General features: G+C 28.0%; 24 protein-coding genes, 2 tRNA genes and 1 other annotated feature. Of the genes, 5 read left to right on the top strand and 21 right to left on the bottom strand.

The genetic code is table 4. The features are described from left to right. From UDIV_RS01865 to UDIV_RS01825, 9 genes are all read right to left on the bottom strand, one after another. Window positions 1–531: hypothetical protein (locus tag UDIV_RS01865; RefSeq protein WP_038102554.1), on the bottom strand; the 531-nt coding region annotated here is incomplete at its 3' end. A gap of 178 nt (window positions 532–709) precedes the next feature. Further along, a complete protein-coding gene (locus UDIV_RS01860) occupies window positions 710–1,747 on the bottom strand; it encodes an AAA family ATPase (protein WP_038102539.1) in 1,038 nt (345 codons plus the stop codon). A gap of 140 nt (window positions 1,748–1,887) precedes the next feature. Further along, on the bottom strand, window positions 1,888–2,121 hold the full coding sequence (locus tag UDIV_RS01855) for a restriction endonuclease subunit S (RefSeq protein WP_051749435.1): 234 nt from the start codon (window positions 2,119–2,121) through the stop codon (window positions 1,888–1,890). Then, the gene (locus UDIV_RS04525; RefSeq protein WP_051749433.1) at window positions 2,121–2,432 is read right to left on the bottom strand and encodes a restriction endonuclease subunit S domain-containing protein; all 312 of its coding nucleotides are present in this window, start codon (window positions 2,430–2,432) and stop codon (window positions 2,121–2,123) included. The genes UDIV_RS01855 and UDIV_RS04525 overlap by 1 nt, the downstream gene beginning before the upstream one ends. 137 nt (window positions 2,433–2,569) lie before the next feature. Then, a complete protein-coding gene (locus UDIV_RS01845) occupies window positions 2,570–4,825 on the bottom strand; it encodes an ATP-dependent helicase (protein WP_038102536.1) in 2,256 nt (751 codons plus the stop codon). An 11-nt stretch (window positions 4,826–4,836) separates the two neighbouring features. Beyond that, window positions 4,837–5,673 (bottom strand): RDD family protein, encoded by an 837-nt coding sequence (locus tag UDIV_RS01840; protein WP_051749430.1) that lies wholly within the window; start codon window positions 5,671–5,673, stop codon window positions 4,837–4,839. Window positions 5,674–5,687: 14 nt separating this feature from the next. Then, window positions 5,688–6,611: a glycosyltransferase family 2 protein gene (locus UDIV_RS01835; protein WP_038102533.1), complete on the bottom strand. Its 924-nt coding sequence runs from the start codon at window positions 6,609–6,611 to the stop codon at window positions 5,688–5,690. A 136-nt stretch (window positions 6,612–6,747) separates the two neighbouring features. Beyond that, window positions 6,748–6,824 (bottom strand) — tRNA-Arg (locus tag UDIV_RS01830). A 56-nt stretch (window positions 6,825–6,880) separates the two neighbouring features. Next, window positions 6,881–6,957, bottom strand: a tRNA-Arg gene (locus UDIV_RS01825). Between the two features lie 130 nt (window positions 6,958–7,087). On the opposite strand from UDIV_RS01825, the gene UDIV_RS01820 reads away from it, so the two are divergent. From UDIV_RS01820 to UDIV_RS01810, 3 genes are read left to right on the top strand one after another with little or no spacing between them, the layout of a single operon-like run. Next, window positions 7,088–8,194, top strand: coding sequence for a hypothetical protein (locus UDIV_RS01820; protein WP_038102530.1), 1,107 nt, complete (start codon window positions 7,088–7,090; stop codon window positions 8,192–8,194). Next, window positions 8,194–9,810: a DUF5452 domain-containing protein gene (locus UDIV_RS01815; protein WP_038102529.1), complete on the top strand. Its 1,617-nt coding sequence runs from the start codon at window positions 8,194–8,196 to the stop codon at window positions 9,808–9,810. The genes UDIV_RS01820 and UDIV_RS01815 overlap by 1 nt, the downstream gene beginning before the upstream one ends. Before the next feature lie 8 nt (window positions 9,811–9,818). After that, window positions 9,819–10,040 carry an acyl carrier protein gene (locus UDIV_RS01810; RefSeq protein ID WP_038102528.1) on the top strand — a complete coding sequence of 74 codons (222 nt, stop codon included), beginning with the start codon at window positions 9,819–9,821 and terminating at the stop codon, window positions 10,038–10,040. 422 nt (window positions 10,041–10,462) lie between these two features. On the opposite strand, the gene UDIV_RS01805 is transcribed toward UDIV_RS01810, so the two are convergent. The 9 genes from UDIV_RS01805 to mnmA all read right to left on the bottom strand — a co-directional run bounded on the left by UDIV_RS01805 (window position 10,463) and on the right by mnmA (window position 20,538). Next, complete coding sequence (locus UDIV_RS01805; RefSeq protein ID WP_038102523.1) at window positions 10,463–11,776, bottom strand: energy-coupling factor transporter transmembrane component T; 1,314 nt, start codon at window positions 11,774–11,776, stop codon at window positions 10,463–10,465. Beyond that, window positions 11,776–13,095: an ATP-binding cassette domain-containing protein gene (locus tag UDIV_RS04205; protein WP_051749428.1), complete on the bottom strand. Its 1,320-nt coding sequence runs from the start codon at window positions 13,093–13,095 to the stop codon at window positions 11,776–11,778. The genes UDIV_RS01805 and UDIV_RS04205 overlap by 1 nt, the downstream gene beginning before the upstream one ends. Next, window positions 13,083–13,958 (bottom strand): energy-coupling factor transporter ATPase, encoded by an 876-nt coding sequence (locus UDIV_RS01795; RefSeq protein WP_038102521.1) that lies wholly within the window; start codon window positions 13,956–13,958, stop codon window positions 13,083–13,085. The genes UDIV_RS04205 and UDIV_RS01795 overlap by 13 nt, the downstream gene beginning before the upstream one ends. A 127-nt stretch (window positions 13,959–14,085) precedes the next feature. After that, on the bottom strand, window positions 14,086–14,775 hold the full coding sequence (gene rplA, locus UDIV_RS01790; protein WP_038102520.1) for a 50S ribosomal protein L1: 690 nt from the start codon (window positions 14,773–14,775) through the stop codon (window positions 14,086–14,088). Between the two features lie 3 nt (window positions 14,776–14,778). Then, entirely contained in the window at window positions 14,779–15,252 is a 474-nt protein-coding gene (rplK, locus tag UDIV_RS01785; protein WP_038102519.1) for a 50S ribosomal protein L11, read from the bottom strand. A 180-nt stretch (window positions 15,253–15,432) separates the two neighbouring features. Continuing rightward, a complete protein-coding gene (locus tag UDIV_RS01780) occupies window positions 15,433–16,434 on the bottom strand; it encodes an iron ABC transporter permease (protein WP_051749426.1) in 1,002 nt (333 codons plus the stop codon). Continuing rightward, on the bottom strand, window positions 16,424–17,491 hold the full coding sequence (locus tag UDIV_RS01775) for an iron chelate uptake ABC transporter family permease subunit (RefSeq protein ID WP_081847808.1): 1,068 nt from the start codon (window positions 17,489–17,491) through the stop codon (window positions 16,424–16,426). The genes UDIV_RS01780 and UDIV_RS01775 overlap by 11 nt, the downstream gene beginning before the upstream one ends. 21 nt (window positions 17,492–17,512) lie before the next feature. Further along, entirely contained in the window at window positions 17,513–18,973 is a 1,461-nt protein-coding gene (locus UDIV_RS01770; RefSeq protein WP_051749424.1) for a Vmc-like lipoprotein signal peptide domain-containing protein, read from the bottom strand. Between the two features lie 431 nt (window positions 18,974–19,404). Then, window positions 19,405–20,538 (bottom strand): tRNA 2-thiouridine(34) synthase MnmA, encoded by a 1,134-nt coding sequence (gene mnmA, locus UDIV_RS01765; RefSeq protein WP_038102516.1) that lies wholly within the window; start codon window positions 20,536–20,538, stop codon window positions 19,405–19,407. 310 nt (window positions 20,539–20,848) lie between these two features. Continuing rightward, window positions 20,849–20,948 (top strand) — a sequence feature (ribosomal protein L10 leader region). Window positions 20,949–21,015: 67 nt separating this feature from the next. On the opposite strand from mnmA, the gene rplJ reads away from it, so the two are divergent. Continuing rightward, window positions 21,016–21,519 (top strand): 50S ribosomal protein L10, encoded by a 504-nt coding sequence (gene rplJ / locus UDIV_RS01760; RefSeq protein WP_038102515.1) that lies wholly within the window; start codon window positions 21,016–21,018, stop codon window positions 21,517–21,519. Between the two features lie 42 nt (window positions 21,520–21,561). Beyond that, window positions 21,562–21,930: a 50S ribosomal protein L7/L12 gene (rplL, locus tag UDIV_RS01755; RefSeq protein WP_038102513.1), complete on the top strand. Its 369-nt coding sequence runs from the start codon at window positions 21,562–21,564 to the stop codon at window positions 21,928–21,930. A gap of 51 nt (window positions 21,931–21,981) precedes the next feature. Here the strand turns inward: rplL and UDIV_RS01750 are convergent, their stop codons facing one another. From UDIV_RS01750 to UDIV_RS04520, 3 genes are all read right to left on the bottom strand, one after another. After that, window positions 21,982–22,980 (bottom strand): iron chelate uptake ABC transporter family permease subunit, encoded by a 999-nt coding sequence (locus tag UDIV_RS01750; protein ID WP_051749422.1) that lies wholly within the window; start codon window positions 22,978–22,980, stop codon window positions 21,982–21,984. A 10-nt stretch (window positions 22,981–22,990) separates the two neighbouring features. After that, window positions 22,991–23,992, bottom strand: a complete 1,002-nt coding sequence (locus tag UDIV_RS01745) for an iron chelate uptake ABC transporter family permease subunit (protein WP_197021670.1) — start codon at window positions 23,990–23,992, stop codon at window positions 22,991–22,993. Window positions 23,993–24,034: 42 nt separating this feature from the next. After that, window positions 24,035–24,470, bottom strand: a 436-nt coding sequence (locus UDIV_RS04520; protein ID WP_038102511.1) for a hypothetical protein, incomplete at its 5' end; no start/stop codon positions are given.

The raw sequence follows: 24,470 nt of genomic DNA, 5'->3' as shown, positions 1-24,470 counted from the left end.
ATTAAAAACAAAATACTTTTCATTGATTTGAAAAACTTTTGAACTATCTATTAAATCAATTGAATACATATTATATAAATTCATAATTAATGATTGATCAGCTTCATTAAAATCTTTTTCATCTAAAGATAGTCGATAGGTATTTGAAACAATCTCATCTTCTTTAGATTTTCAAATATTTAGTTGATGTACTATTTGAACTAATTCATCACACGAAATAGAATCAACAATAAAAGCACACTTTTTAGCTATTTCTTCATTGATGTTTAATGATTTTAATCCTAGTTCTATTAGAGCCAATTTATCAAATTCATATCGATCTTTACTATAGTCTCCTCATACACTACTAAAAACAGGTCCATTAGCTCATCCTTGTAAATTACTAAAATCATATTCTTGATTTAATACTTTACACATCATTTCATAAAGAACTAAAAACTTATGAAACTTTATTGGGATATTATAAGAAACAGGATGATATTTTTGAAATCATCCACTTAAATATAATCTCCTTCTATTTGAATATATCATTACAATCACACCCCTACTATGTAATTATTCTCAATTACTAGATATATTAATATTAACACTGATTATTTAATTAGATGATAAATACAACCTATTAGATAAATAATTTAATAGATGATATTTAAGGATTAAAGAATTTTGAAGTGATTTATTTGTATTTAGTTAGTAATCTCATTAATAGTTAACTACTACTTAAAATACGACTGACCTGGCTTTTAGAAATACCTGTTAATATTTCTATTTCTCTTATACTAAAACCTTGTTGTTGTAATGTTTTTAGATCTTTTGAACTTGAATTAGTAACTGCTAAATATAATCTTCTTAAATAGTCAAACTGATCATTTGGATTACTAAATGAAATTGATGTTTTAATGATCTTTTTAAGATCACCAGGATATGGGATTTTATCAAATAAATTAATGATTTTGTAGAAGATTCTAATATTTCTTGTAAGTGATAAGGATTTAGATAAATAGAAATCTAAAAAGATTTCTGCAACTTTTATTAAATCTTCTCTACTGTATCTATTAAAATCGATTACAGCATCAAATCTTTTAATTAAAGCTTTATCTAAATATTTATAAAGATTTGATGTAGCTATTAATAAAACATTTTCATTAAGTGAATCTAAACCTTTAACAATAGCATTTGTTACTCTTCTTATTTCTCTTAAATCATTGCAATTTAATGAATCTAATCCAATTGGTATGATTTCATCTAACAAGATAATTGATTCATTAGGATTAATGTTATTATTAATCTGATCAAATAAAGTAGCTATGTTTTTTATGCTTTGTTCTAATTTATTATCTACAAGCATATTAAAATCAACAATATGTAAATCTCTATTTAAGATTTTAGATATTTGTTTAGCTATTTGTTTTTTACCAGTTCCCAGATCACCAATAAACAAAAACTTATTAACACCAAAGTTATGTTCAATTGCATTAATAATACCAATTACATCATCTTTAATTTGTTCTGGGAATCTTAATGGATCGCTACTATTTTCCATCTTCTTTAAAAATGTTAGATCATGCTCATTCATTCTAGCAACAAATGTATTAGTAGATGATAGAAGAGCCATTATATATTGTCCTAGTTCTAAATCTCCATTTTTTTCAAATTCATCAGCAATTTCATATGCTTGATCTCTAAATGCAATATTATTCTCTTCAGTATGATATTTTATTAAGTTAATAACTTGTGCCTTTTTCATAAAATTGTTGTATATCTCCTATTAATTCGTTAATAATATTTTAACACTTTGGGACAGATTTTTATTTTATGGGACACAGATAAGGAAAGAAAAAGAAGGAAATAGTTCCTTCTATTCTAATGATTTATATTGTATAAAAATTAAACAAACATCTTATTTAAACATCCATTTTTGATATCTTTTAGTTTTTGGACTTTTTTAGATTGAAGTGAGATTAAATTGTCTAGTTGAATGAAGAAGTTCGCGATTTTTTGTTGTTCAGAAATATCAGGGGTATAAATTTCGATATTTGAAGCAATATCAATTGTAAGGTTATTTATAACACTACCAACAGCTAAGCTTTTATGTTGTTTAAACATTTGTTGTGTAGACATTAAATAACAAAGAAAAAATGAATCAATTCTATTATCTTTACTACGAATGAGTAATCACCCGTTGTGAATACATCCATAAATCTTAGATATATAAGGTTTACCAAAACTCATTGAGTTGATAAAATCAAATCATTCGGATAAACTTCTAAAGACATACCTATCCCTGATGGTTTGATCTTTTCAGAAGTTTTTTCAATAAAATGCCCTAATGATGGAGCATCACCAATTTTGATCCAGTGTATTCCATCTTCTGAAGATGTTATATAATCACTGATTGGTAAGGGGGATGTACCTCGTGAAATTGTAGCCAACGAAGCTAGTTTGTTTTTAATTCATTGATTATCAAACCCCTTAAACCTTAACTTCTCTCTCTCTCTCTCTTAGAACAATTTTCTTGTCCATATTTTTACTCCAATACCAATTAAATATATAAAACTTAATAAATTAATTAAGCACTTTTTCGCTTAATCGATTTATGGTTATATGCTAATTCTTTAGATTGGTTTAATTTAGTGAAATAAATTTTGATTCGTTCATCGATCACATCAATTACTGTTCCTATACCAAAAACATCATGAACAATTTGTTCACCAACTACATAATTATTTTCTAAATCATCATAGTAATTAGCAGCTATTGCTTCATTACGCTTTTGGGTATCAAACCAACTTCGCTCTTCTTCTTGTTTAATGTATTCAGAATAAGACATACTAGCTGGTTTGTTAGTTATTAAGTTACTTTTAACAATATCTAAATTATTTAAACCCATTTCTTTAATGAAACGGCTTTCTGTTTTGTTAACTTTATTAACAAAACTATAACCACTTGATGAAGATAAATAAAGTTGTTTTCTTGCTCTAGTTAAAGCAACATATGCAATTCTTCGTTCTTCAGCAAGTGCTTTATAATCTTCTTCGATTGCTCTACGAGATGGGAATACATCATCATTCATTCCAATGATGAAAACATAATCAAACTCTAAACCTTTAGAAGTATGTACAGTCATTAATGTAATTGCATCTTCTTTAATTTTTGTATCATCTTGAGCAGTATATAAAGCTACTTCATTAATAAAATCAGTTAATGTAGCATCATTGTTTTTGTTTAAGAAATAATCAATAGCACTCTTTAATGAATCAATGTTTTCGATTTTATCTTGATACTTATCTGGATAATTTGTTTCTAAGAAGTCTTTATATTTAAAAGTTTCAGTAATTAAATCTATTAAATCTAAAAATGATTGGTTAGCATTTTTAATTCTAATAGTTAGGATTTGATCATAAAATGTTTTAACAGCTTTAATTTGAGCTGCTCCAAAGAAATCAGTTAATTGTTCAATTTGTTCAAAAACTTGAACCATTTCTATTTCTTGTTCTTGACTATATTTCTTTAATTTAGAAAAACAATCGTTTGAGATGCCCCGTCTTGGTTTGTTAACAATTCTTAATAAAGATAGTTCATCAAAGTTATTAACTACTTTTAAATAAGCCATAATGTCTTTGATTTCTTCTCTTTGATAGAATTTATAACCACCTAAGATGTTGTAATTAATTCCTTCACGAATAATCGCCTGTTCAATTTCTCGACTTAAATAGTTAGATCGATATAAAACTGCTATTTCTTGGGGTTTAGCATTAAAGTTATTATTTGGATTTAATAAGTTTTTGATCTCATTTGCAACCCAACTAGCTTCTTTCATTGAATCATCAGCTCTGTGATATTTTGGTTTATTTCCAGATCCACTAAAACTTACTAATTCCTTTTTAATTAATCGTGTATTAACATTAATTAATTGATTAGCTGCATCTAATATTTGTTGAGTTGATCGATAATTAGTTTTAAGTACAATTACTAAAGCATTTTCATATACACTACTAAATTGATTAATAATTGATTGTTTAGCCCCTCTAAATGAATAGATCATTTGATCTGGATCACCAACTACAAATAGACGTTTATGTTTATTAGCTAATAATTTAACTAATTCATATTGAATTGGGTTAGTATCTTGAAACTCATCAACTAATATATAGTCAAATTGATCTTGTCAATGAGCTAATACTTCACTATTAGTACTTAAGATCTTATGAGTGAAATTAAGAATGTCTTCAAAGTCTAAGTAATTAAAACGATGTAATCGTTCATTATATAATCTAAAAGCTTTAGTTAGATTACGAGCATAGTTTCTACTTTTAATATTAAATCGGATTCAATTAGATTGATCATCTAATAAAGAACCACTATAATCTTGCATTGATTTTAATTTAGAAAATAATGAAATTAAATCCTTAGCTTTATATTCTTTTTTATCATAAGCTAGTTCATCAATAATTTCTTTAACTAATACTTCTTGATCGTCTTCATCAACAATTTGGAATTGTTGTTTGTAATCTAATAAATGGATTTCTTTTCTTAGGATTTTAATACAGATTGAATGAAAAGTACCAAGGTGAGGTAAACTAACTGGAATAGTTTTTTTAACTCGCTCTTTCATTTCATCTGCTGCTTTATTAGTAAAAGTAAACCCTAAGATCTTTTTAGGGTCAAAATTAAGTTCAGCAATTAAATAAGCGATTCGTTGAGTTAGCACTGATGTCTTCCCAGTTCCAGCCCCTGCAACAACTAAAACTTGTGCATCTGCTGGGGTTGTTACTGCTTCTTTTTGTTCGGGATTAAGTTTTGAATAATCAATCTTAGTAGACATACTACAACTCCTTATTTATCATTTATCTTATCTAATTCAGTAGCAAATTGTTTTAAATTATTATGCTTCTTAAGTGGATTATCTGGGTTTGTTGGTTTCTTGTAAGTTGGTTCTTTAGTTAAGTCTAAAACAACTACTTTAGCAATTTGATCATGTAAAGCTGTTTTTTTAGAATTCATAAACATATGAATAAGTACAACTGAAGAAATTAAACCTGTAATTGAATACAATGATTTAGTTAATACACTCAAGATTTCAACTAAAGTAGAACTTGTATTCTTTGATGAACTTAAACTAATTGAACTTTGCACAAACTCTAAATAAAGTTTAGGATTATCTTTAAAAATAAAAGTAAAACTAGTTATTAATAAACTAATTAACATAAAAATAAACCAAGTTAATAAATTATGTTTAAACAAAGCTAAAGCTAGGGTTTTAGTACAATTCTGCTTAATTGTACTAATCACTCTTAACTTAAAAACCATCTTAAACAAGGTTCTTCCTTTATTAAATAAAGGGATGATTCAAAAGTATAGATTATAAATAATAAAAGAACTAACTGTAATCATAAAGATTCTTCAAGGTTCTGGGGTTTTAATATTATTAGGATCTAGTTTTGAAAATAGATCCTTAATACTAAAAGCTGAATTAATAAAAAATAAGAAAACGATACAAAAACAGATTAATGAAACAAACAAGAAGTCACAAAAAGCAACACCAAAGCGTTTAAGTGCTCTGGCTGGTTCATACTCTTCTTCTTCTTCTTCTTCTTCTTGTTGTTGTTGTTGTTTATTTTCTATTAATTCATCATTAGTTACTGTAATTGGTTGTGAATCATCTAAAGACACTTAAACGCTCCTTCTTATTTTAAAAAATATTTAAATAAACGGTTTTGATATTTCTTTACATACTTATTAGATGCATAGTTAGAAAAATATGTTTGTAAATACTTAAGAGCATTCTCACAAGCATTTTGGATAATATTCAACTGTTCTTTATCTTTAATTTGATCTACATCTTCATTAGAGTAGATCTTATAGATTTGTCGCATAAATGTATGTAAACAAATCCCTGTGGCTCAATAACATAGTTCTTGATTATAAACATCTTTTCAACTATTGTTCACAAAAGCTTGATAAAGGGGTTTAATTTGTTGTAATAAATCATAAATGTTATAGATTACACAATCTTGTTTAGTATTAGCTAATAAACAAGCATCCATATGTTTTCAAGTCTTAAAGTTTTTAAAAAGAGCAAAGTTAAAAAGAGCTGGGAATCATTTACCATAAGCAAATGAAATATCATTTGCCACTAATCAAGCTCGATTAATGATTTTATTAGAAATTGATTCTCAATAATTAATAATCATTTCAGGACTAAATGTAGTATGAACTGCTGTTGTTGCTTTATTAACATCATCTGCTAAATTAAAACTAATCACATCAAAATCTTCATGGACTTGTTTAAGTAATGAATCTTCAAGATCTCTGTTTAAGACATTAAAACTACCAGTGTATCAAACATATTTTCCTCTTGCATGCTTAGTAGCTAAATTATAAGCATAAGCATGACCAAGTTGATGGTTTAAGTAGATGTATTTAATTTTATGCTTACTAGGATCAATAGTTTGCTTTACAATTCTTAAAACTTGCGAATCAGATGCATCATCAACTAGGATTAATTCAACTTGCTTAGGATGTTTTAGTACAAAGTCTAAAAAGCCTGATAAATTAGCTTGTAGATGGTTTGCATTCTTAGAGACATGAAATAGAATTGATAATAACATAACCTAAATTCCAATCTTAATTGGTTCTTTATTTAAATTATATGCAATATAAGCTAATAAAGGTACATAAATATAATAAAAAACTAGGTCCATCACAACCTAGTTTTCTTTTTGAAAGGAGGATATTGTTTAATAATGGCGCACCCAGAGAGACTCGAACTCCCAACCCTATGCTTCGAAGGCATATATTCTAACCGATTGAACTATGGGTGCAATGGCTATATTTTAGCAAAAAAGTGCCACTTTTGATGGCACAAAATGAATTTTAATGGCGCACCTGAAGGGATTCGAACCCCTGACCGTACGCTTAGAAGGCGTATGCTCTATCCTACTGAGCTACAGGTGCATAACTCTACAATTATACCAAAACAAATAAGTTAATAGAATAAAAAAATGAGTTAATTGTTCAAATTCTTTAAAGCTTACTCGAATTAGGGATATGAGGAGGGTGTAATATCTTTTTACACAATACTTTTATGTTCATTAATAATGCTAATATTGAATATATATCAACTAATAATCGTCAAACTAAATCAAATTATCGCATCGATATTTATGATCGACTATTTTATCATTATGCATCAACTAATTATATACCTGAGGTTAAAATAGAGATCAAGAATGAAGTTTTAGAAGTTAAAGTGGATTTTGAAGTAATCCATAACTACCATTTACCACTTAATCATTTTGTGATCAATGTTAGTTCAACATTAGGAGATTTTAATAATATCCCAGTTAAAGAGTTAACAAGCCAAAGTTATCAAACTAATTTATCATTACCAACAGCTAAAAAGACATTATATACATCAAGTATGCGAATTGATCTAAGAAAGGTTAATTTAGTTAATAAACCAGTTTATAAGAAACGGCTTAACTTTAGTTTTAATATTGCAGTTAACCCTCATGTTATTAACTCTGATGTTAAAACATCAACTGTTTTTGATTGAGCTGTTTTTACTCACCAACTAAATATTAGATGATCAAAAGCAAATGCTTCTTATTTATATAGTAACTTCTTTGATATAAGTGAAATTAATAATGAAGAAGAAGTGGCTGCTAATGAATCTTATTCTGATTTATGGTGAGATCATGATAATGATATTGATCATCGAACTCTTAGATTAACTAAAAATAAAGCAGTTACAAAACTACCATGAATTAGTTATTTAAGTCATTATCAACCAGCTGAAATGAGAATTGCTTTACGTGAAGTAGCTTATGAACTAACTTATTGAAATCTAGCTAATGAGCAAAAATCACTAAAATGAACGCACGCTCAACTAAATTTAGAAAGAATGGTTAAAAATATCTATATTGAATTAGAAATTGATAAAGGAATGGTTTATGACTTTATTAAAGATGAACTAGTATTTGATGAGCGTGCAAGTAAACAGATCTGATTACCTAAAAAACAAAAAGCAAGACTTAAAGTATTTTTAATTACTAACTATTCAACAACTAAAAACCATTACATTGAATTTATCTTAAATTTTACTAATGATTTTACTACTCTTAATAAACCAATTATTAAAGTTTTTAAAGCTGAGATTGATGATTATGAAAACTTTAAAGAGGTTAAGTAATGAAAAAGCGACTTAAAAGTGCTTTAGTAGCTTGTTTTTGTTTAATTATTATTGGGGTTGCAACTGCACTTGGTATTCTTTTTAATCTAAAACCAAAACAAAACCAAGATCCTAAAAAACAAGAAAATTTAAGCGATGAGAATGATGACAAGAAATCTTTAAATCAAGATAAAAACCAACAACCAAAAATAATAAAAGAAGAACAACCAAAAGATGAAATAAAACAAGATAAAGAACAGGAATTAAAACCACAACCTGAAGAAAAAATAGAACCACCTGTTTATATTAATGTCCCAATTAAAACAATTGAACCAAAACAAAAACAAGCTGAAAAACAAATCATCAAAGAACAAGCACCAACTCCTAAGAATCCAAAAACTGAAGTATTTAACCCACATGTTATTAAAGAAGATGTAATTAAGGTTCAAAAAGATAGTAATCAATTAGTTAATAAAGATATTACTCATATTAACCAAAAACCAACCATTAAACAATTATTATATAATCAAGATGATTTAGCAGCTGGTATTGATTTAGTTGTTGAAGTTAATACAAAACAACCAATTAATTCCCAATCTTATCTAGAATTAATTGATGATAAAAATATGTTATATAAAAGCTTACTACAAAAACCAGAAACAAAAACTAATAAATTAATTTATGAGTTTAAAAACTTAAGTAAAAAACGAGCTTATAGAGTTTATAGTATTAAAGTTTATAATGAGACAACTGAACAGTTTATTAGTCAAAAATTAGAAACAGCTGATACTAAACAAATTGATCTTAAACAAACCAAAGTTATCAATTTACAAACCGAACAAACACAACCTAAACAACCAACAATTAAACAACCACCAACCAAATCTGATCTTCAAGTTGATCATTCTACAACAAAAATAGAAAACAAACAGGAACCAGATAAACAAACAACTATTGTTAATCAATTACCTAAACAACAACAACAACAACAACAACCAGAATCTACCCAAAACCAAAACCAATCTGATAATCAACCAAAACTAGAAAATACTCAACCAAATAATGACCAAGAAATAAAAAGTTCTGAACCTAAAACAATTAGCTCAGAAACTCATAAATCATTTGATCCATCTAAACAACCAACTAGCACAAAACCTAAAAACCATCAGACAAGCACACATAAACAAACTAAACCAAAAAGTACACCAACTAATAATGAACCAACCATTAACCCGTTTGATAAACAAAACGATGAAACTAAAGAAAAAGAACAAAAACAAGAAGTAGAAGTTATTAAAACAATTCCTATTAAACGGTTTAATCTTGTTAACTCATTAAATAACAACCCAGTTTTTTATCAATTAATCAATTGATCTAAATATTTTAATAGTTATGATGCAGCAATTAATTTTGATGAAGATAAATTTAAAAGTCAAATTGAATCAATCATGCGATCTGCTATTTTATCTTATCCAGAATTCAAACATTTAAGTAAGCATTTAAGAGTAAATATCAAATATAAATTAAGTCAAGATTTAAAAAGTATTATAATAATTATTAATTGATATTTAGACAATTACAATCTAGAAAATGAACAACGGTTCTATGATGAAATTGTTATTGAATTAGGTAGTTAGATCATTATATGAATATTGAAGCAATTATTAAACAAGTAGCTAATGAACATAAAATCAATCTAGATATGAACAATAAAAATGTTACATTAAAAGACATTGGTATTGATTCTCTTGCTGCAATGAATTTAATTATGAAAGTTGAAGATAAAGTAGGTTTTCAACTAGATGATAGTGAAATCTTAAAGATTAGAACTTTAGGAGATTTAATAAGAGCTTTTGAACAACATTAAGCCTAACTTTTATTTACATTAACTAATAACATTACTTTTTAAAAGTGGTGTTATTTTTGATTCTATTTAGTGAATATTAGTAGATGGTTTAGAAAGTATTATAATTATACAAAACAAAAACAAATTAGCTGAATTAAAGATTTCAAACTAAGGAATCTAGTTCACTAGAACAACTTAAGAAGCAGTACATTCTAAAAATGTTAAATTAACTCCAACCCTATCAAAAGCAACAATTAAAAACATCCTTATAGTTTTAATTAATCAAGCATATATTCAAAAACACTTAAATCCTAAAACATCCTTTTATATTTAAAAAGTACTAATTACGATTCAAAACTAAACCAATATATCATTTAATCCCTTATAAAACAAAAACTAACCATAAGCTTTAATTAATCACTTATAGTTAGTTATATTTTTTGTTATTTTAAGAAAAGAGCAGAAGCTTCAAATAAACCAAATGGTGTGAAATAAAGCTTAATTACAGCTAAAGAGATCAAGAAACCAACAACAATACATAAAATAGCAAATTGTAAGAAATCAATGATTGTTAATGGGAATGAACGATATCTTGTTCTTGCATATCGTGGGTTATATGATCTAGCTTCCATTGCATTTGCTAAATCATCAGCTTTTTTAAATGCAATTGAGAATAGTGGTACAACTAAAGAAACTAATGATTTAATCTTTTGGTGAGGTCCACCATTATTAAAGTCAACCCCACGAGAGGCTTGAGCATTTAAGATTCGTTTTGATTCATCTAATAATGATGGAATAAAACGAAGTGAGATAGCTATCATCATTGAAGCTTCAGAAACTGGTAATCTTAAAATTCTTAAAGGACTTAATAAATCTTCTAATCCATTAGTTAATTCAATAGATGAAGTAGTTGAAGTTAGAATTGAAGATAAAGTAATCATTAAGAAAATCTTAATAGAAATATAAATTGCTAATTGTAAAGCAATTGGAGAAAGTGCAACTACACTTCGTGTGTAATAAATAGCTGTATTAGCTAAACCAACACTATCACCAACTCCAGATAAAACTAATCCAAAGTGTTTAATTCCTTTAATTGTTCAAGGAGTTGTTGACATATATCGAGCTAAATGAGCGATTGGTAAGCTTTTTTTGTTTGCTAATTCAAAAGCTTCAGATCCATAGTAATTAAGATAGTTAGCTTTAACATTATTAGCTAATGCATTATAAACATTATCAACTCTAGATGCACTAATCTTGTTTTCAATTAAAAACTTATCAATACCATAATTAGGTTGGTTAATTAAGTTTTTAATGGTATTAGCATCTAAATAACCTTTAATTTCTCCACCCCAAATAGTTGATACTAAATTATTGGTTAGTGATGCTGGATTATTATCATTAATTGGTAAAGATTGTGGATATGAAATTGGTCCATTAATTCATTGTGTTGAACCTAAAATAACTTTAGCTTGACTTTTTATATCATAAATAGCAGCTGGATCTTTATAGGTTGCTCAGTTGATCAACAATAGAAGAGCAAACAAGAACAGTACGGACTTTAAAATATTTCATAAAATTCGTTTTGGTAATTTAGCTACAAAGAAAACTATTAAAATAAAAGTCCCAATGATCATCTGAGCAAAAAAACCTAATGGTAAAAAGATCATTGCAATCAATAAAATAAATGAAACAAACTTAATCGCTGGGTTTAGCGAATGAATCGGAGATCTTCTAAATATATAAGCATTTGAACTCATTATTTACTTCTCCTTTTTGTTTGTTTATTAATTGTAGATATAGCTTCAGCTAGCTCTTGCACTGTTTTGGGTTTAAATTCATTTATAAGCGGAGCTCATTTTTGTTGATCTGCTTTAAGTAATGATTTAATAACAGCAATTACTCTTGGCACTTGAATTGATGAATTATTAATGATCTCATCATCAAAGAAAATATCATATGGTGTTCCGTGTTTAATAATTTCACCTTGATCCATATAAACAACTTCATCAGCTACTTCAAGGACATGTTCCATTGTATGAGTAATTACAAAGACTGTTTTATTATTAGCTTTAGCATCAGTAATGATATCCATCATTTCTTGTTCACCAGCAGGGTCTAGACCTGCTGTTGGTTCATCAAAAACTAAAACATCATTTTCCATTGCTAAAATACCAGCAATTGCAACCCGTCTTTTCTGACCCCCAGATAAACCAAATGGTGAACGTTCTAAATATGAATCATCTAAACCTAACTTGTTAAGATAAATCTTAGCTCGTTTTTTAGCTTCAATTTTACTTACACCTAAGTTCATTGGACCAAACATAATATCTTTTTCAATCGTATCTTTAAATAATTGATACTCAGGGAATTGGAACACAAATCCAACTCTTTTACGAAGATCTTTAAATCGTTTTAATTTCTTAGAACGCTTATAGTTGGTTTTAATTGGTTTATTAACAAATTCAAAAGCTTGTAGGTCATCAAAACTTAATTTATCATTAATTTCTAAAATTACATCTTTATTAACCCTTACAATTGCTACTTTAGTATTAGCACGAACATAAGGGTTTTTAATAAATTCAGGATTCTTTAAAAAGTAAAGTGATTTTGGTCTATGTTTATAAATTGCTTCAAATAAGATCTTAGCTTGGTGTGTATTTACTTCATTAGAATATAAAACTAAAAAGGTTCATTGATCTAATTGGTTCTTTCATAATAAGTTATTAACTTTATGATCTCTACTATCAATAACAGCTAATAACTTATCAGTTAAATCAAAATGATCCCCAACAACAATATCTCCAACTTGAACATATCCATATCTTGATACTAATAAACCATTAAAATGAGTTACTAATGTACTTTTCCCAGATCCTGAGTTTCCAATAATAAAATAGATTTTATTTTTTAAGAAATCAAAAGAAACATTGTTTAAGGCAACTAATTGGTTTTCAGCTTTTTCATCATAGATTGCATATAAATTACTTACTTTAACACTTAGATTAGGATCAACAGTTCTTATTGGTTTACTTGCTTTTTTAAATGAAAATAGAAAGGAATTATTTAACTTTGACATATTTGGTTAATTAACTCCTCATTATCTAAGGTTAAATCAATTTTCATTCCCTTATCTTTTAGTAATTTAGCTAATTTTAAAGTAAAAGGAATATCTAATTTCATTTTTACTAATTTATCTTCATCAGCAAAAATATCTTTTGGTTTACCAATAAATTGAACCTCACCTTTGTTCATTACTATTACTTTATCAGCACGAACTACTTCTTCCATATCATGGGTAATTGAAATAATTGTTTTTTTAGCTACATCTCGTAATGAAACCATTAAATCCTTAAGTTCACTTTTTCCTTTAGGATCTAACATACTTGTTGATTCATCAAAGATAATAACTTTAGGATTAATTGCTAAAACAGAAGCAATGGCAACACGTTGTTTTTGTCCCCCTGATAGTTCAAGTGATTCTTTTTTAAGAAGATGTTGAATATCAAGTGCACCTGCTGCTTCATTAATAATATCTCACATTTTATTTTGTGGTACTTTTCGGTTTTCTAATCCAAAAGCGATATCATCTTCTGCAGTTATCCCAACAAATTGGTTATCAGGGTTTTGGAAAACAATTCCAATGTTGTTTCTTAAATATTTTAAGTTAACAGCACTAATTTCAATACCAAATAACTTAATTACACCAGATGCTGGTTTAAGTAAACCTGTTAATACTTTTGAAATAGTAGATTTTCCAGATCCATTATGTCCAATGATACATACATATTCATTTGCATCAATGCTAAATGAAACATTGTTTAATACAACACGATCTTCTGTATATGAAAAAACAACATTTTCAAATTCAATAGCTGTTTTAGAAGCATCAATTGCCTGGTCTAGGGATGAAATATGATATTCTCTTTCATTACTACTCATTAACTTATCAGCTCCTATCTGGTGCAATTTAAGTTTTAATTATATATTATATAACTAATATTTATACACCTTATTGAAAATAAAACACCAAGTTTTAGCTTGGTGTTTCTGTTGAGTTCTTTTTTAATTAATTGTTAGAAATAACAACCTTAACACCAGGTCCCATTGTAGGAGCTACAGAAATGTTTTGGATGTATTGACCTTTAACTGTTGATGGTTTCTTAGCACGAATTAAATTGATTAATGCATTTGCATTTTCTTCAATCTTAACAGGGTCAAATGAAACACGACCAATTGCCATATGAATGTTTCCATATGTATCTGTACGGTATTCTAAACGACCTTTTTTAAATTCTTCAACTGCTTTTAGAACATCATTAGTTACAGTACCAATCTTAGGGTTTGGCATTAATCCACGAGGTCCTAACACCTTACCTAATTTAGCAAGTTGTGGCATCATTTTTTGGTTAGTAATAATTACATCAATTTGGTTTAACATTTTTTCAATGTTTTGGATGTAATCAGAACCACCAAAGTAATCAGCACCAACAGCTGCTGCTTGTTCTTTTGTAACATCTTCGCTTAATAATAATACACGAACAGCTTTACCATTTCCGTGTGGTAATGAAATTGAACCACGTAATTGTTGTTCAACCTTAGTAGTATCTAAGTTTAATTTAACAGCAATATTGATTGATCCATCAAATTTAGTAATTGACTTGCTTTGAGCTAATTTAATAGCTTCAAGTAATGGGTATGCTTTTTGTTTGTCAAAATCTTGATAAGCTGCCTTTAATTTTTTAGAAAGTTTTGCCATATATTAGTTCACCTTCTTTTCTTGCTTATAAGGACTAACGCCTTCAATTTCAATACCCATTTGTTTTGCAGAACCAGCAATCATTCTTAATGCTGCTTCTTCATCATAAGCTGTCATATCAACTAGTTTGTAACGAGCAATTTCAAGTGCTTTTTCACGAGAAATTGTAGCCACTTTTTGTTTTTTAGAATCTTTTGCACCAGATGTAATCTTAGCTGCTTCTTTTAATAAATAAGTAACTGGAGTTGTTTTGATTACATAATCAAAGGATTTATCTTTATAAGCTGTAATAATAACTGGAATTACTTTACCATTTTGGTCTTTAGTCTTATCGTTAAATGACTTAGTAAATTCAGCCATATTAATCCCTACTGAAGCTAAAGCAGGTCCTGGTTTAGCTTGCCCACCAATAAGGTTTAATTTTGCGATTCTTGTAACTTCTTTCTTTTTAGGAGCCACACGCAACACCTCTTTCATAATTAAAATATAAAATTGATATTCGCTACGTGGTTTAATGGATTATTTAAAATCCTTCCACATGCTAATAAAAGTGTATTAAGACAACACACGATTAAAATTATACTAAAAACCCTATAATAAAGCAATATCTAAAATAGATATAGAAAAGAAAAAGCGACTTTGTAGTCGCAAAATCTTTTATGATCGAATAACCCGATAAATGAAGTATGGACCCATAATAATTGGGACCAAAGCACCAACCTGGTCAACATCTAAATTAAGTAAAGGAATTGCTATCCAATAAGTCATTAATGTTGAGATGATCCCAAACATTGCCGCATTTATTGTACCAAATCCTAAATTGTTGTTGCGTTTCCGCATTGCTGCATTACCAGCTAATAAACCAATATAAACAAAGTCTCCAGAAAGTGCATAACTTGCACCAACCATAGCCCCTATAATTGCTAAGGTCATAAATAAGTGGAAATTAATCTTAACACCTAATTGTTTAGCTAATTGTTGGTTAGTAACGATCAATTGTAATTTATAACTATTAACTAATAAATAGAATAAACCAACGATTACAACAACCCCACAAGCAATAATTGTTTTATCAGTTTGTTGGTGTGATGTACCAATTACTTTTCCTGCAACATATTGTGCGCCATGGTAATCTAATCATCCTTTGACTGTTTGTGCAAAAGCATACAAGAAGAATGTTAGAATAACACCTATTAAAATTAACTTTTTGTAATTAAAGTTTTCACGTTGTCGTGCAATTAAGAAAAAGAATATTGCTAATAAACAACTAGTTATAATGAATGCAATTGGCTCTTTATTCTTTAAATCATCAAATTGATGCCCAACTGAAATATCTACATTTAAAGACATGAAACATAAAACAATTAAGTTAATTGTTCCAATCCCTAAAATAGAAACATCAGCAAATCGGTTTTTTGAGATTCGTTGTAATAAATAACTTGATGAACCAAGTGCAGCACCTGTAATTATTAATTGAATAACCACACGTGAAACAGCTTTAGCTCGCACATTAAAATCTAATGGAATTGTTGATACAAAAATAATTAATATCAAAATAATAGCAATTGTTACCAAAGTAGCAATTAATGTTGTTAGTGGTAGTAGTTTATAAGGTATGAAAATCTTTTTCTTGATTTCTAATTCTTTTTTATTCAACATGTTTACGATACCTCTTTGAGAAGAAGATGTAAGCAAACACAGGTAATGCTGCTACCGCAGAGAAGAAATTGATATTAAAATCAGAATATGTATCAAGTAATCAACGTGATGATGCAATTAAAATAATTGAAATTAACATTGATAATAAAAGATTTTCTCAAGCTCTTCCTCTTGGATTTAAGATTCTTGCAACGTGTGGTGTTACCATTCCAATAAGTGTTAATGGTCCAATTAAAATAATTGAACAAACTGTACACACAACTGCAAATAATCCAGTCATCCAGAATACAAGGTCAACTTTAATACCAAGTGATTTAGCTAGCACAACATCTCTTTCAATGATTTGGTAATATGGTGCCATAACCATAAAACAAATACCACTAGCTAAAATTAAACTACCACAAATATATAGTTGAATTCTATTATTGAAAACAACAGGGTTGTATAAGAACCCAATTTCTTTTACATTAACATCTTTAACAAATCTATCTAAAAGAACAATAACTCCATTCATCATTCCACCAATGGCAAAACCAACTAAAATTGGCTTAAACCCGGCTTCATATATATTACCTTTCATCATAATGAAGTTTAAAGCAATAATTATTGAAGCAAATGTAATACCTAAAATAACTGGAAGATAAATTTCGTTCGAAATAATAGCTTTAGATACCAACATCCCAAGCATAGCTGCAGGCATATACCCTAATGTTGTAGGTGTTGCTAGTGGGTTTCGTGATACAGCTTGCATACTATATCCACTAAATGCAAATCCGATTGATGTTAAGAAAACAGCAACAGGAATACCAACAAACTTAACAGCATAAATATGTGGGAAATTATTAATCTTGTTTATTGTTTCTTGAACATTGATTATTTTTCCTTCACTAAAAAATGAAGAGAAAATAAGTATGAACAATGAAATAACTGCTAGAAAAGAAAAAACAACAATTTTTCAATTAAATTTGTTGTTTTTAACTTTTAGTTCTTTCGGTTCGTTTTTAGAAACACTTTTGTTTTTAATATCTAAAGATGTTTCAAAACTAAAGTTTGCCATAAAACAATTTTACCAAAATGACTAGCTAGCAGGTTGGTCTCCTCAGTTAACGAATTTTTTACCTTTACCTTTACCTGTTTCAGATGGTTTACCAACAACTTTATGTAAAGTGTTAGTTTTACGGTCATAGAAGTATTGTGTAAATGGTGAAGTAGTTAAATCATTATCTCCACGTTGAGTGAAAACACCTTTAACATCTGGTTTTGAAGCAGAAGCAGCATCGCCATCAACTTTAACTAAAGGTTTAATAGTTCTATTTCAGTGACTTTCATTAGTTGCATAAGCATATAAATTAGCTGAAGTAATTTTAGCTTGATCAGGTGAGTCTAATGTTTCAAAATCAGTTTTTGAAAGGTCTTTGATGTAACCTTCGAATACACCAGCAACTTTTTGATAACGACCTTTTTTACTATTTTTATTTGAGTAGTCAGGTTGAATTCCTAACATAACCATATGGTCTCATAAGTTGTAGAAGTGTACAGCTAATTTTTTATCAGAACCCTTAATACGAAGGTATTCTTGAGTTTGAGGAATTTCTGGTTTCTTATCTTTAATAGTATCTAAATCAGCTTGTGTTACACCAAGACGTTTTGCATATGCATCAACGAAGTATAACGTACCAACAGGTCCTCAAATACTTGCGTAATCGAATTGGAAATCAACTGGGATAACTTTATCGTTTTTGATTGATTCTTTGAAGAATTTTTCAAAATCTTCTTTTGTAGTGTCTCCTAATAAATTATTTGAGTTGTAGTTGTAGAAAACATAATCTGCTGTTCCGCTAAAACCTTCGTATAATCCAGTTCTTCAAGTATTGTCAGTTGCACTATTATTTTGAGCTGCACCAATTCCATATCAACTGTCAAATCACTTATCAGCATTGTGGCTGTTTGGTTTTGGGAAGTGTAATCCAAAACCAGGAGTAGGTGAATCAGGGTTTGCATATAGAATTGGGAATAAAGTCGGTTGTTGGTAGTAGTATAAATCTAATTTAGAAGCATCTGAAGCATTTAGTCCTTGAGTTGTTTCTGCATATAAAACAGTTGTGTTTTTATTACGAAGTTCTTTAATTCTTGGTAAATTCGCAACAGCTTTTACATAATCTTTGATTTTAGTATTAACAGCTTGTGCATACTCTTTAAATGTTTTATAACCTTTATCTTTTAAGGGAGCATGGTCTTCAATTTTGTACCCAACTTTGTCTAAATTTTCAGCCAACATTTCGAATGTCTTATATGGGTCAGTCATAGCTGTTCTAAAGAATGAGTTGGCATCAGTTTGAACTAATTGATAGTCTTCCTTAACAGCTGCTTGTTGAGAATTAGATTCAGTAGAAGCAATGGCTTGAGTTTGTTGTAAATTAACTTGACCAGGTTTAGTGTCAGTACATGAAGCGGCAACTGCTCCAACAACTCCTGCTAGAGCTACTGCTCCAAAAACAGAAGCTAATAAACGTTTTTGAAACGTTTTTTTAGTTTTCATAGGTATTACCTTTCTAGTATTTTAATGGACAGATTTTGTCCATTAATTCATATTGATATTTTATATAAGATATTCTATATAAATAGATACGAATTGTGTCTTTCACTCACGAATTCACTTATAGGATAACACAATTGATAAAAAAATATATGTTTTACATATCCCTAAAAGTACGATTTTTATATATAGTTTTATGGATACACTTTTTAGGACATTATAGAAGTTAGATTGGGATTAAAAATAGTAGCTTCACTTAGCTACTATATCTCTATCTTATAATTATATATTTATTAGGTAATAACACCTTTATTTTTGACACTTTTTAGTGTCTTTTTTAAGGTTTTTTAATGTTTATATTAATTAAGTTAAATAAGATTAGCGATTAGTCTAACTAACTAACTAACTAACTAACTAACTAACTAACTAACTAACTAAAGCTTTTGGTTATTAGCATTAGTAGCTTTAATAACCCCGCCCCCAATACATTTATGGTTTTGATAAAAAACAGCATATTGCCCTGGAGTTATTGATTTACTTTTTTGATATGTTATTAATACATCATCTTTAATAATTTTAAAACTAGTTACTTTAACTAATTCACCCCGATGTCTAAACCTTACATCTACTGGTTCATATTCATTATATGGTTCAATGAAGTTAACGTTCTCTATATAAGCTTTAGTACTCATTAAATATTGATCTTGTAAACTTAATGGTGAAACATAGATGATTTTGTTTGTAATATCTTTTTGACAAACAAAATATCGTTGTTCCATCCCTCCTAAATTAAGTCCTTTTCTTTGACCAATTGTATAGTACATTGTTCCATTATGTTGTCCAACCTTTTGGTTGGTAATAATATCTACTATATCTCCTGGTTGGTTAGGAATATAGTTAGCTAAGAAGTTTCTAAAGTTTCGCTCCCCTATAAAACAAATACCTGTTGAATCTTTTTTAGAAGCTGTTATTAATCCATTCTTTTGAGCTATTGCTCTAACTTCTTTTTTAGTTAAGTGACCAATTGGAAAAAGAGTTTGTTGTAATTGTTCTTGTGATAGATTACATAAAAAATATGTTTGATCTTTATTTTCATCAACTGCTTTTAGTAAGTGGCTTAAATCATCAGTATGTGATACTTGAGCATAGTGACCCATTGCGATATAATCGCAATTAAATGTTTTTTTAGCATAATTTAAGAAGCTATCAAACTTAATAAACTGGTTACATAAAATATCAGGGTTTGGTGTTCTGTTGCTGTTATATTCATTAATGAAGTGAACAAATACTTGATCTCAATATTCTTTAATGAATTCAACTCGATATAGTGGTATCCCGATCTTTTTAGCTACTTTTTTAGCATCTAAATAGTCTTGTTGGGATTCACATCCTTTTTTATTAGAGTCTGATAAGTAATTGGTTTCTTGGTTAGCAACACTATCTCAATTAACCATAAATAAACCAATTACTTCATATCCTTGTTGCTTTAATAAAAAAGCACTAACAGAAGAATCAACCCCACCACTTAAACCAACTACTACTCTTTTAATTGGTTCTTTTTCTTTCATAGATTTTTTTACCCTCTACTTCAACAGTTTTTTAATAAAGTAGTATTATTATAAATCTTTATAGATGATGATTAACCAACAAAAAAGATAACTTTTTCATGCTTATATAATCTTTAAATTAGTTTTAAATCTAACTTGTCTGACAAGTTGTTTTAATTTAGTTTTAAATGTTCTCTTTAATTTATTACTATAAATCTTTTAATTAAACACTTATTAATATATTTAATAAATAATCTATAAGTTATTATAAATAATATATTCTTTTACTATATTAAGATAAATCATAATAAAGATACTCTAATATGGTATAATTCTAACTAGCAATATGCCAAAGACAGTAACTGCTATAATAATGGCTTAATTTGTTACCGAGGTTTATTATCTAAAATGAATGTTATTTTGATTAACATTCACTTACTAAAAAATATATTTAGTGCCTTGTGCATGTTGCCAAAATAAAATATAGAGGTAGAAAGAATGACAAATCTTAGACCAAATGTTGTTAAAAAGCAACAAGAGGTTGCAGAAATTGCAACTGTTTTAAAAAACGCTAAGTCATTTATCGTTTTTGAATACCACGGATTAACAGCAGCAAATGTATTTGCATTAAGAAATGTATTACATGCTTCAAACTCTAAACTATTTGTTTTAAAAAATAGTATTTCAGAACGTGCTTTTAAAGAAGCTAATGTTTATGAAGGTTTTGAAGACAAACTAACTGGTCCTAATGCAGTTGCTGTTGCAATGGATGATGAAATTGCAGCTATTAAAGCTGTTAACGATGTGGCAAAAGAATTTGATTTCGTTAAAGTCAAAGGTGCCTTCCTTGAAGGTAAATTTGCTGATAAAACTAAGATCGACCAAATCGCAGCAATCCCTGGTCGTGAAGGACTATACTCAATGTTACTTTCTTGCTTCACAGCTCCATTACGAAATGTATTATATGGTCTTAAAGCTGTAGCTGAAAAGAAAGAATCATAATTCAAATTAATTTATATATCACTTTAGATAGAGGAATGTATTATGTCATCTAAATTAACTATTGAACAATTTATCGCAGCAATTAAAGAAATGTCAATGCTTGAACTTAACGACTTAGTTAAAGCAATTGAAACTGAATTTGGTGTATCAGCTGCAGCTCCTGTAGCAATGGCAGCAGCTCCTGCAGCTGCTGAAGCTCCAACTGAAGTAACTATTAAATTACTTGAAGCTGGTGCTAACAAAGTTGGTGTTATTAAACTTATCCGTGAAATTACTGGATTAGGATTAATGGAAGCTAAAGCTGCAGCTGAAACTGCTGGTAGCGTAATTAAAGAAGACGTTAAAGTTGAAGAAGCAAACGAATTAAAGAAGAAGTTTGACGAACTTGGCGCAAAAGTTGAATTAGCTTAATTAAAAATAAATTAAAGTTAACACAAAAACCAGGAAACGCTCCTGGTTTTTTTATTGTCTTCTTTTAATAAAAAGATTAATTAATAAATATACTCCACACAATAATGGAATAAATATTGCAGTTTGATTAGCTTCTAAATTAAACAAACCTTTACAAATTAATAAAGCAAATAAAGTACTAATTAAACCAAATCCCCCACTAATAAAGATCCCTTTAAAGATCTGGTTTTTTGTAATTCTAAAAGCAGAGTGTGATGCAAAGATTCCAACAAACACTAAATTACCATTTAAACTATAACTTGCAGCTACAAGTAAACTTAAACAAACTAAGATTTCTTGCATTAGTTGTTTAGTGTTAATCCCTAACTGAATTGCAATTAATTCAGATGTACACATATGCTCAATGTATTTAGCTCTTAGTCCTAATCAAACAATAGCTATTAACATAAACAATGAACTAACACTGAATTCAAAATCACTTTTAATAGCTATATTCCCTAATACTAAACTTTTAATTCTTGCACTATTTTCAAGACTCATAAACAATCTTGCAGATTGAGCAAAAATAATTGTTAATAAATTAATAATGATCCCAGCAATAATTATTTTCTTACTAATAAAAACACCACTATCTTTAGCTACATAATTAATTAAGAAGCTAACTATTAATGATCCTAATAAGAAAATAAAAGGAAAAATATATTCTAATTGTTGATGGTTTTGAAACTTAATTAAATCTAAAAATACTAATAAACAAGAAATTAAAACTAAATTAAAGTTTCCCATCCCCATAAGTGAAGTGTCAACAACTCTGTTCTTAGTGATCCTTTGAACTAAAAACCCACCAATTCCTAAACAGATTCCTGAAATCACTAACTGTAATACAAACTTTCAATTTTCTCATAAAATAAAAAGTTTGCTGAAGTGTGATATTAATCCCACACTTAATAAAATAATCCCTATAGTACCTATTATTAAACTTATACTAACAATGATCTTTTTAGTAGTTTTAGGTTTTTGTTGGGGTTTGAAATAACTAATATTGTTCATACTAACCCCTTTAAGTTTTCATTTGCTTCTTAACTAATATAATCATAGGAATAGCAGCTATAAAAGCTGTTACATAAATTAAATTAATCTTAACTAAAGCACTAACCATTGAATGAGCAAATTGTAAAAAAATAATGGTAGCTAAAATACTTGCTCAAATTTGAGTCTGATAATTAAACCTTTTAAATAATAATCTTCCAAAATGAGGCATCACAATAGCTACTAAAGCTACTGATCCAACTAATACACAACAACTAATCCCAATTAAACTACTTGCAACTGCATTACTTCAATAAATTAAATTAACTCTTGCCCCAAGCCCTGTTGCTAGATCATAGTTCTGATTAATTAATTTGATTTTAGATCCATTAATCACTAAAATCAACAACCCAACTGATAAAGTAACTATTCCTAAAATAAACCGGTTAGTTGACACTTTAATACTACTATTACCTAATAGTTGTAAAAAACTAATATTAACTTGTTTAAAGTTAGTAGCTATTAATACATTAATAGATGTAATCACAGTAGCTAATACAAATCCAAACACAAGTGAAACACTTGGTTTGTTAGGATATTTATTAATAATAATGAAATGGATCAATAACACTAAAATACTAAAAACTAATCCTAAACCAAATCCAATATATAGATATGAAAAAGTAGTAGTCATAATCTGAGCTAATAATAAACCAAGTACACACAAAGGAAAAATCCCAAGTGTAGTAGGTCCTGCTAATTGATTCTTAGTACTTCCTTGTAAAGAGATCCCGCTTAATAATAAACTTGGTGCTAATAATAACAAACTAATAGGAAAATATAAATAATTAATAATTAAATGATTCATATTATTTCTAACTATTTCTCAAATCCATTGTTGGTTATAAAATAAACAATTAAAGATAAATAAACCAATAGCTAAAATGATTAAAAAACTAAACAATACATATAAATATTGCTTAGTTGTATAAAAGTAATTACGGATCGTTTTCGATTTATTGTAACTATTCATCTTTATTTTAATCATAATAAAACGATAAAAATTATTACATATTTATAAACTTAATAAAACATAAATTGTAATTTTTTGTTGTTCTTGTACTTTTTGTAAACTATATTTACTACTTAGTTTTTGGTATAGATTAATTCAAGGTTCATCCCCTATTAATAATACTTCTCTTAGTATTTCATTAGCTACTACATAAGCTTCATTAAATCGATCATTATGATGGTATTTAATAATGAAATTAACAAAACCAAAATCAGATGTGTTTGTAATTTTAAGTTCATTCTTTTGTTGATAATTAATAAAACCAAACACATCTTTTTTCCAATCATTTGTATAAAAATGATCAATTTTTAGATAGGTTGAAAAATATAAGCTTCAATTAATAATACTAAGATGAATTGTTCAGAAATTTAATTGTTTAAATAAAGAATGATCAATCATAATAATAGCGTTAACTAAAGTAATTAAACTTCTTATTTTA

The organism is Ureaplasma diversum NCTC 246 (assembly GCF_000731915.1).
Taxonomy (GTDB): Bacteria; Bacillota_I; Bacilli_A; order Mycoplasmatales; family Mycoplasmoidaceae; genus Ureaplasma; species Ureaplasma diversum.
Note: the sequence above shows the minus strand (reverse complement) of the source record. Positions and strands in the feature narration are given on the sequence as shown.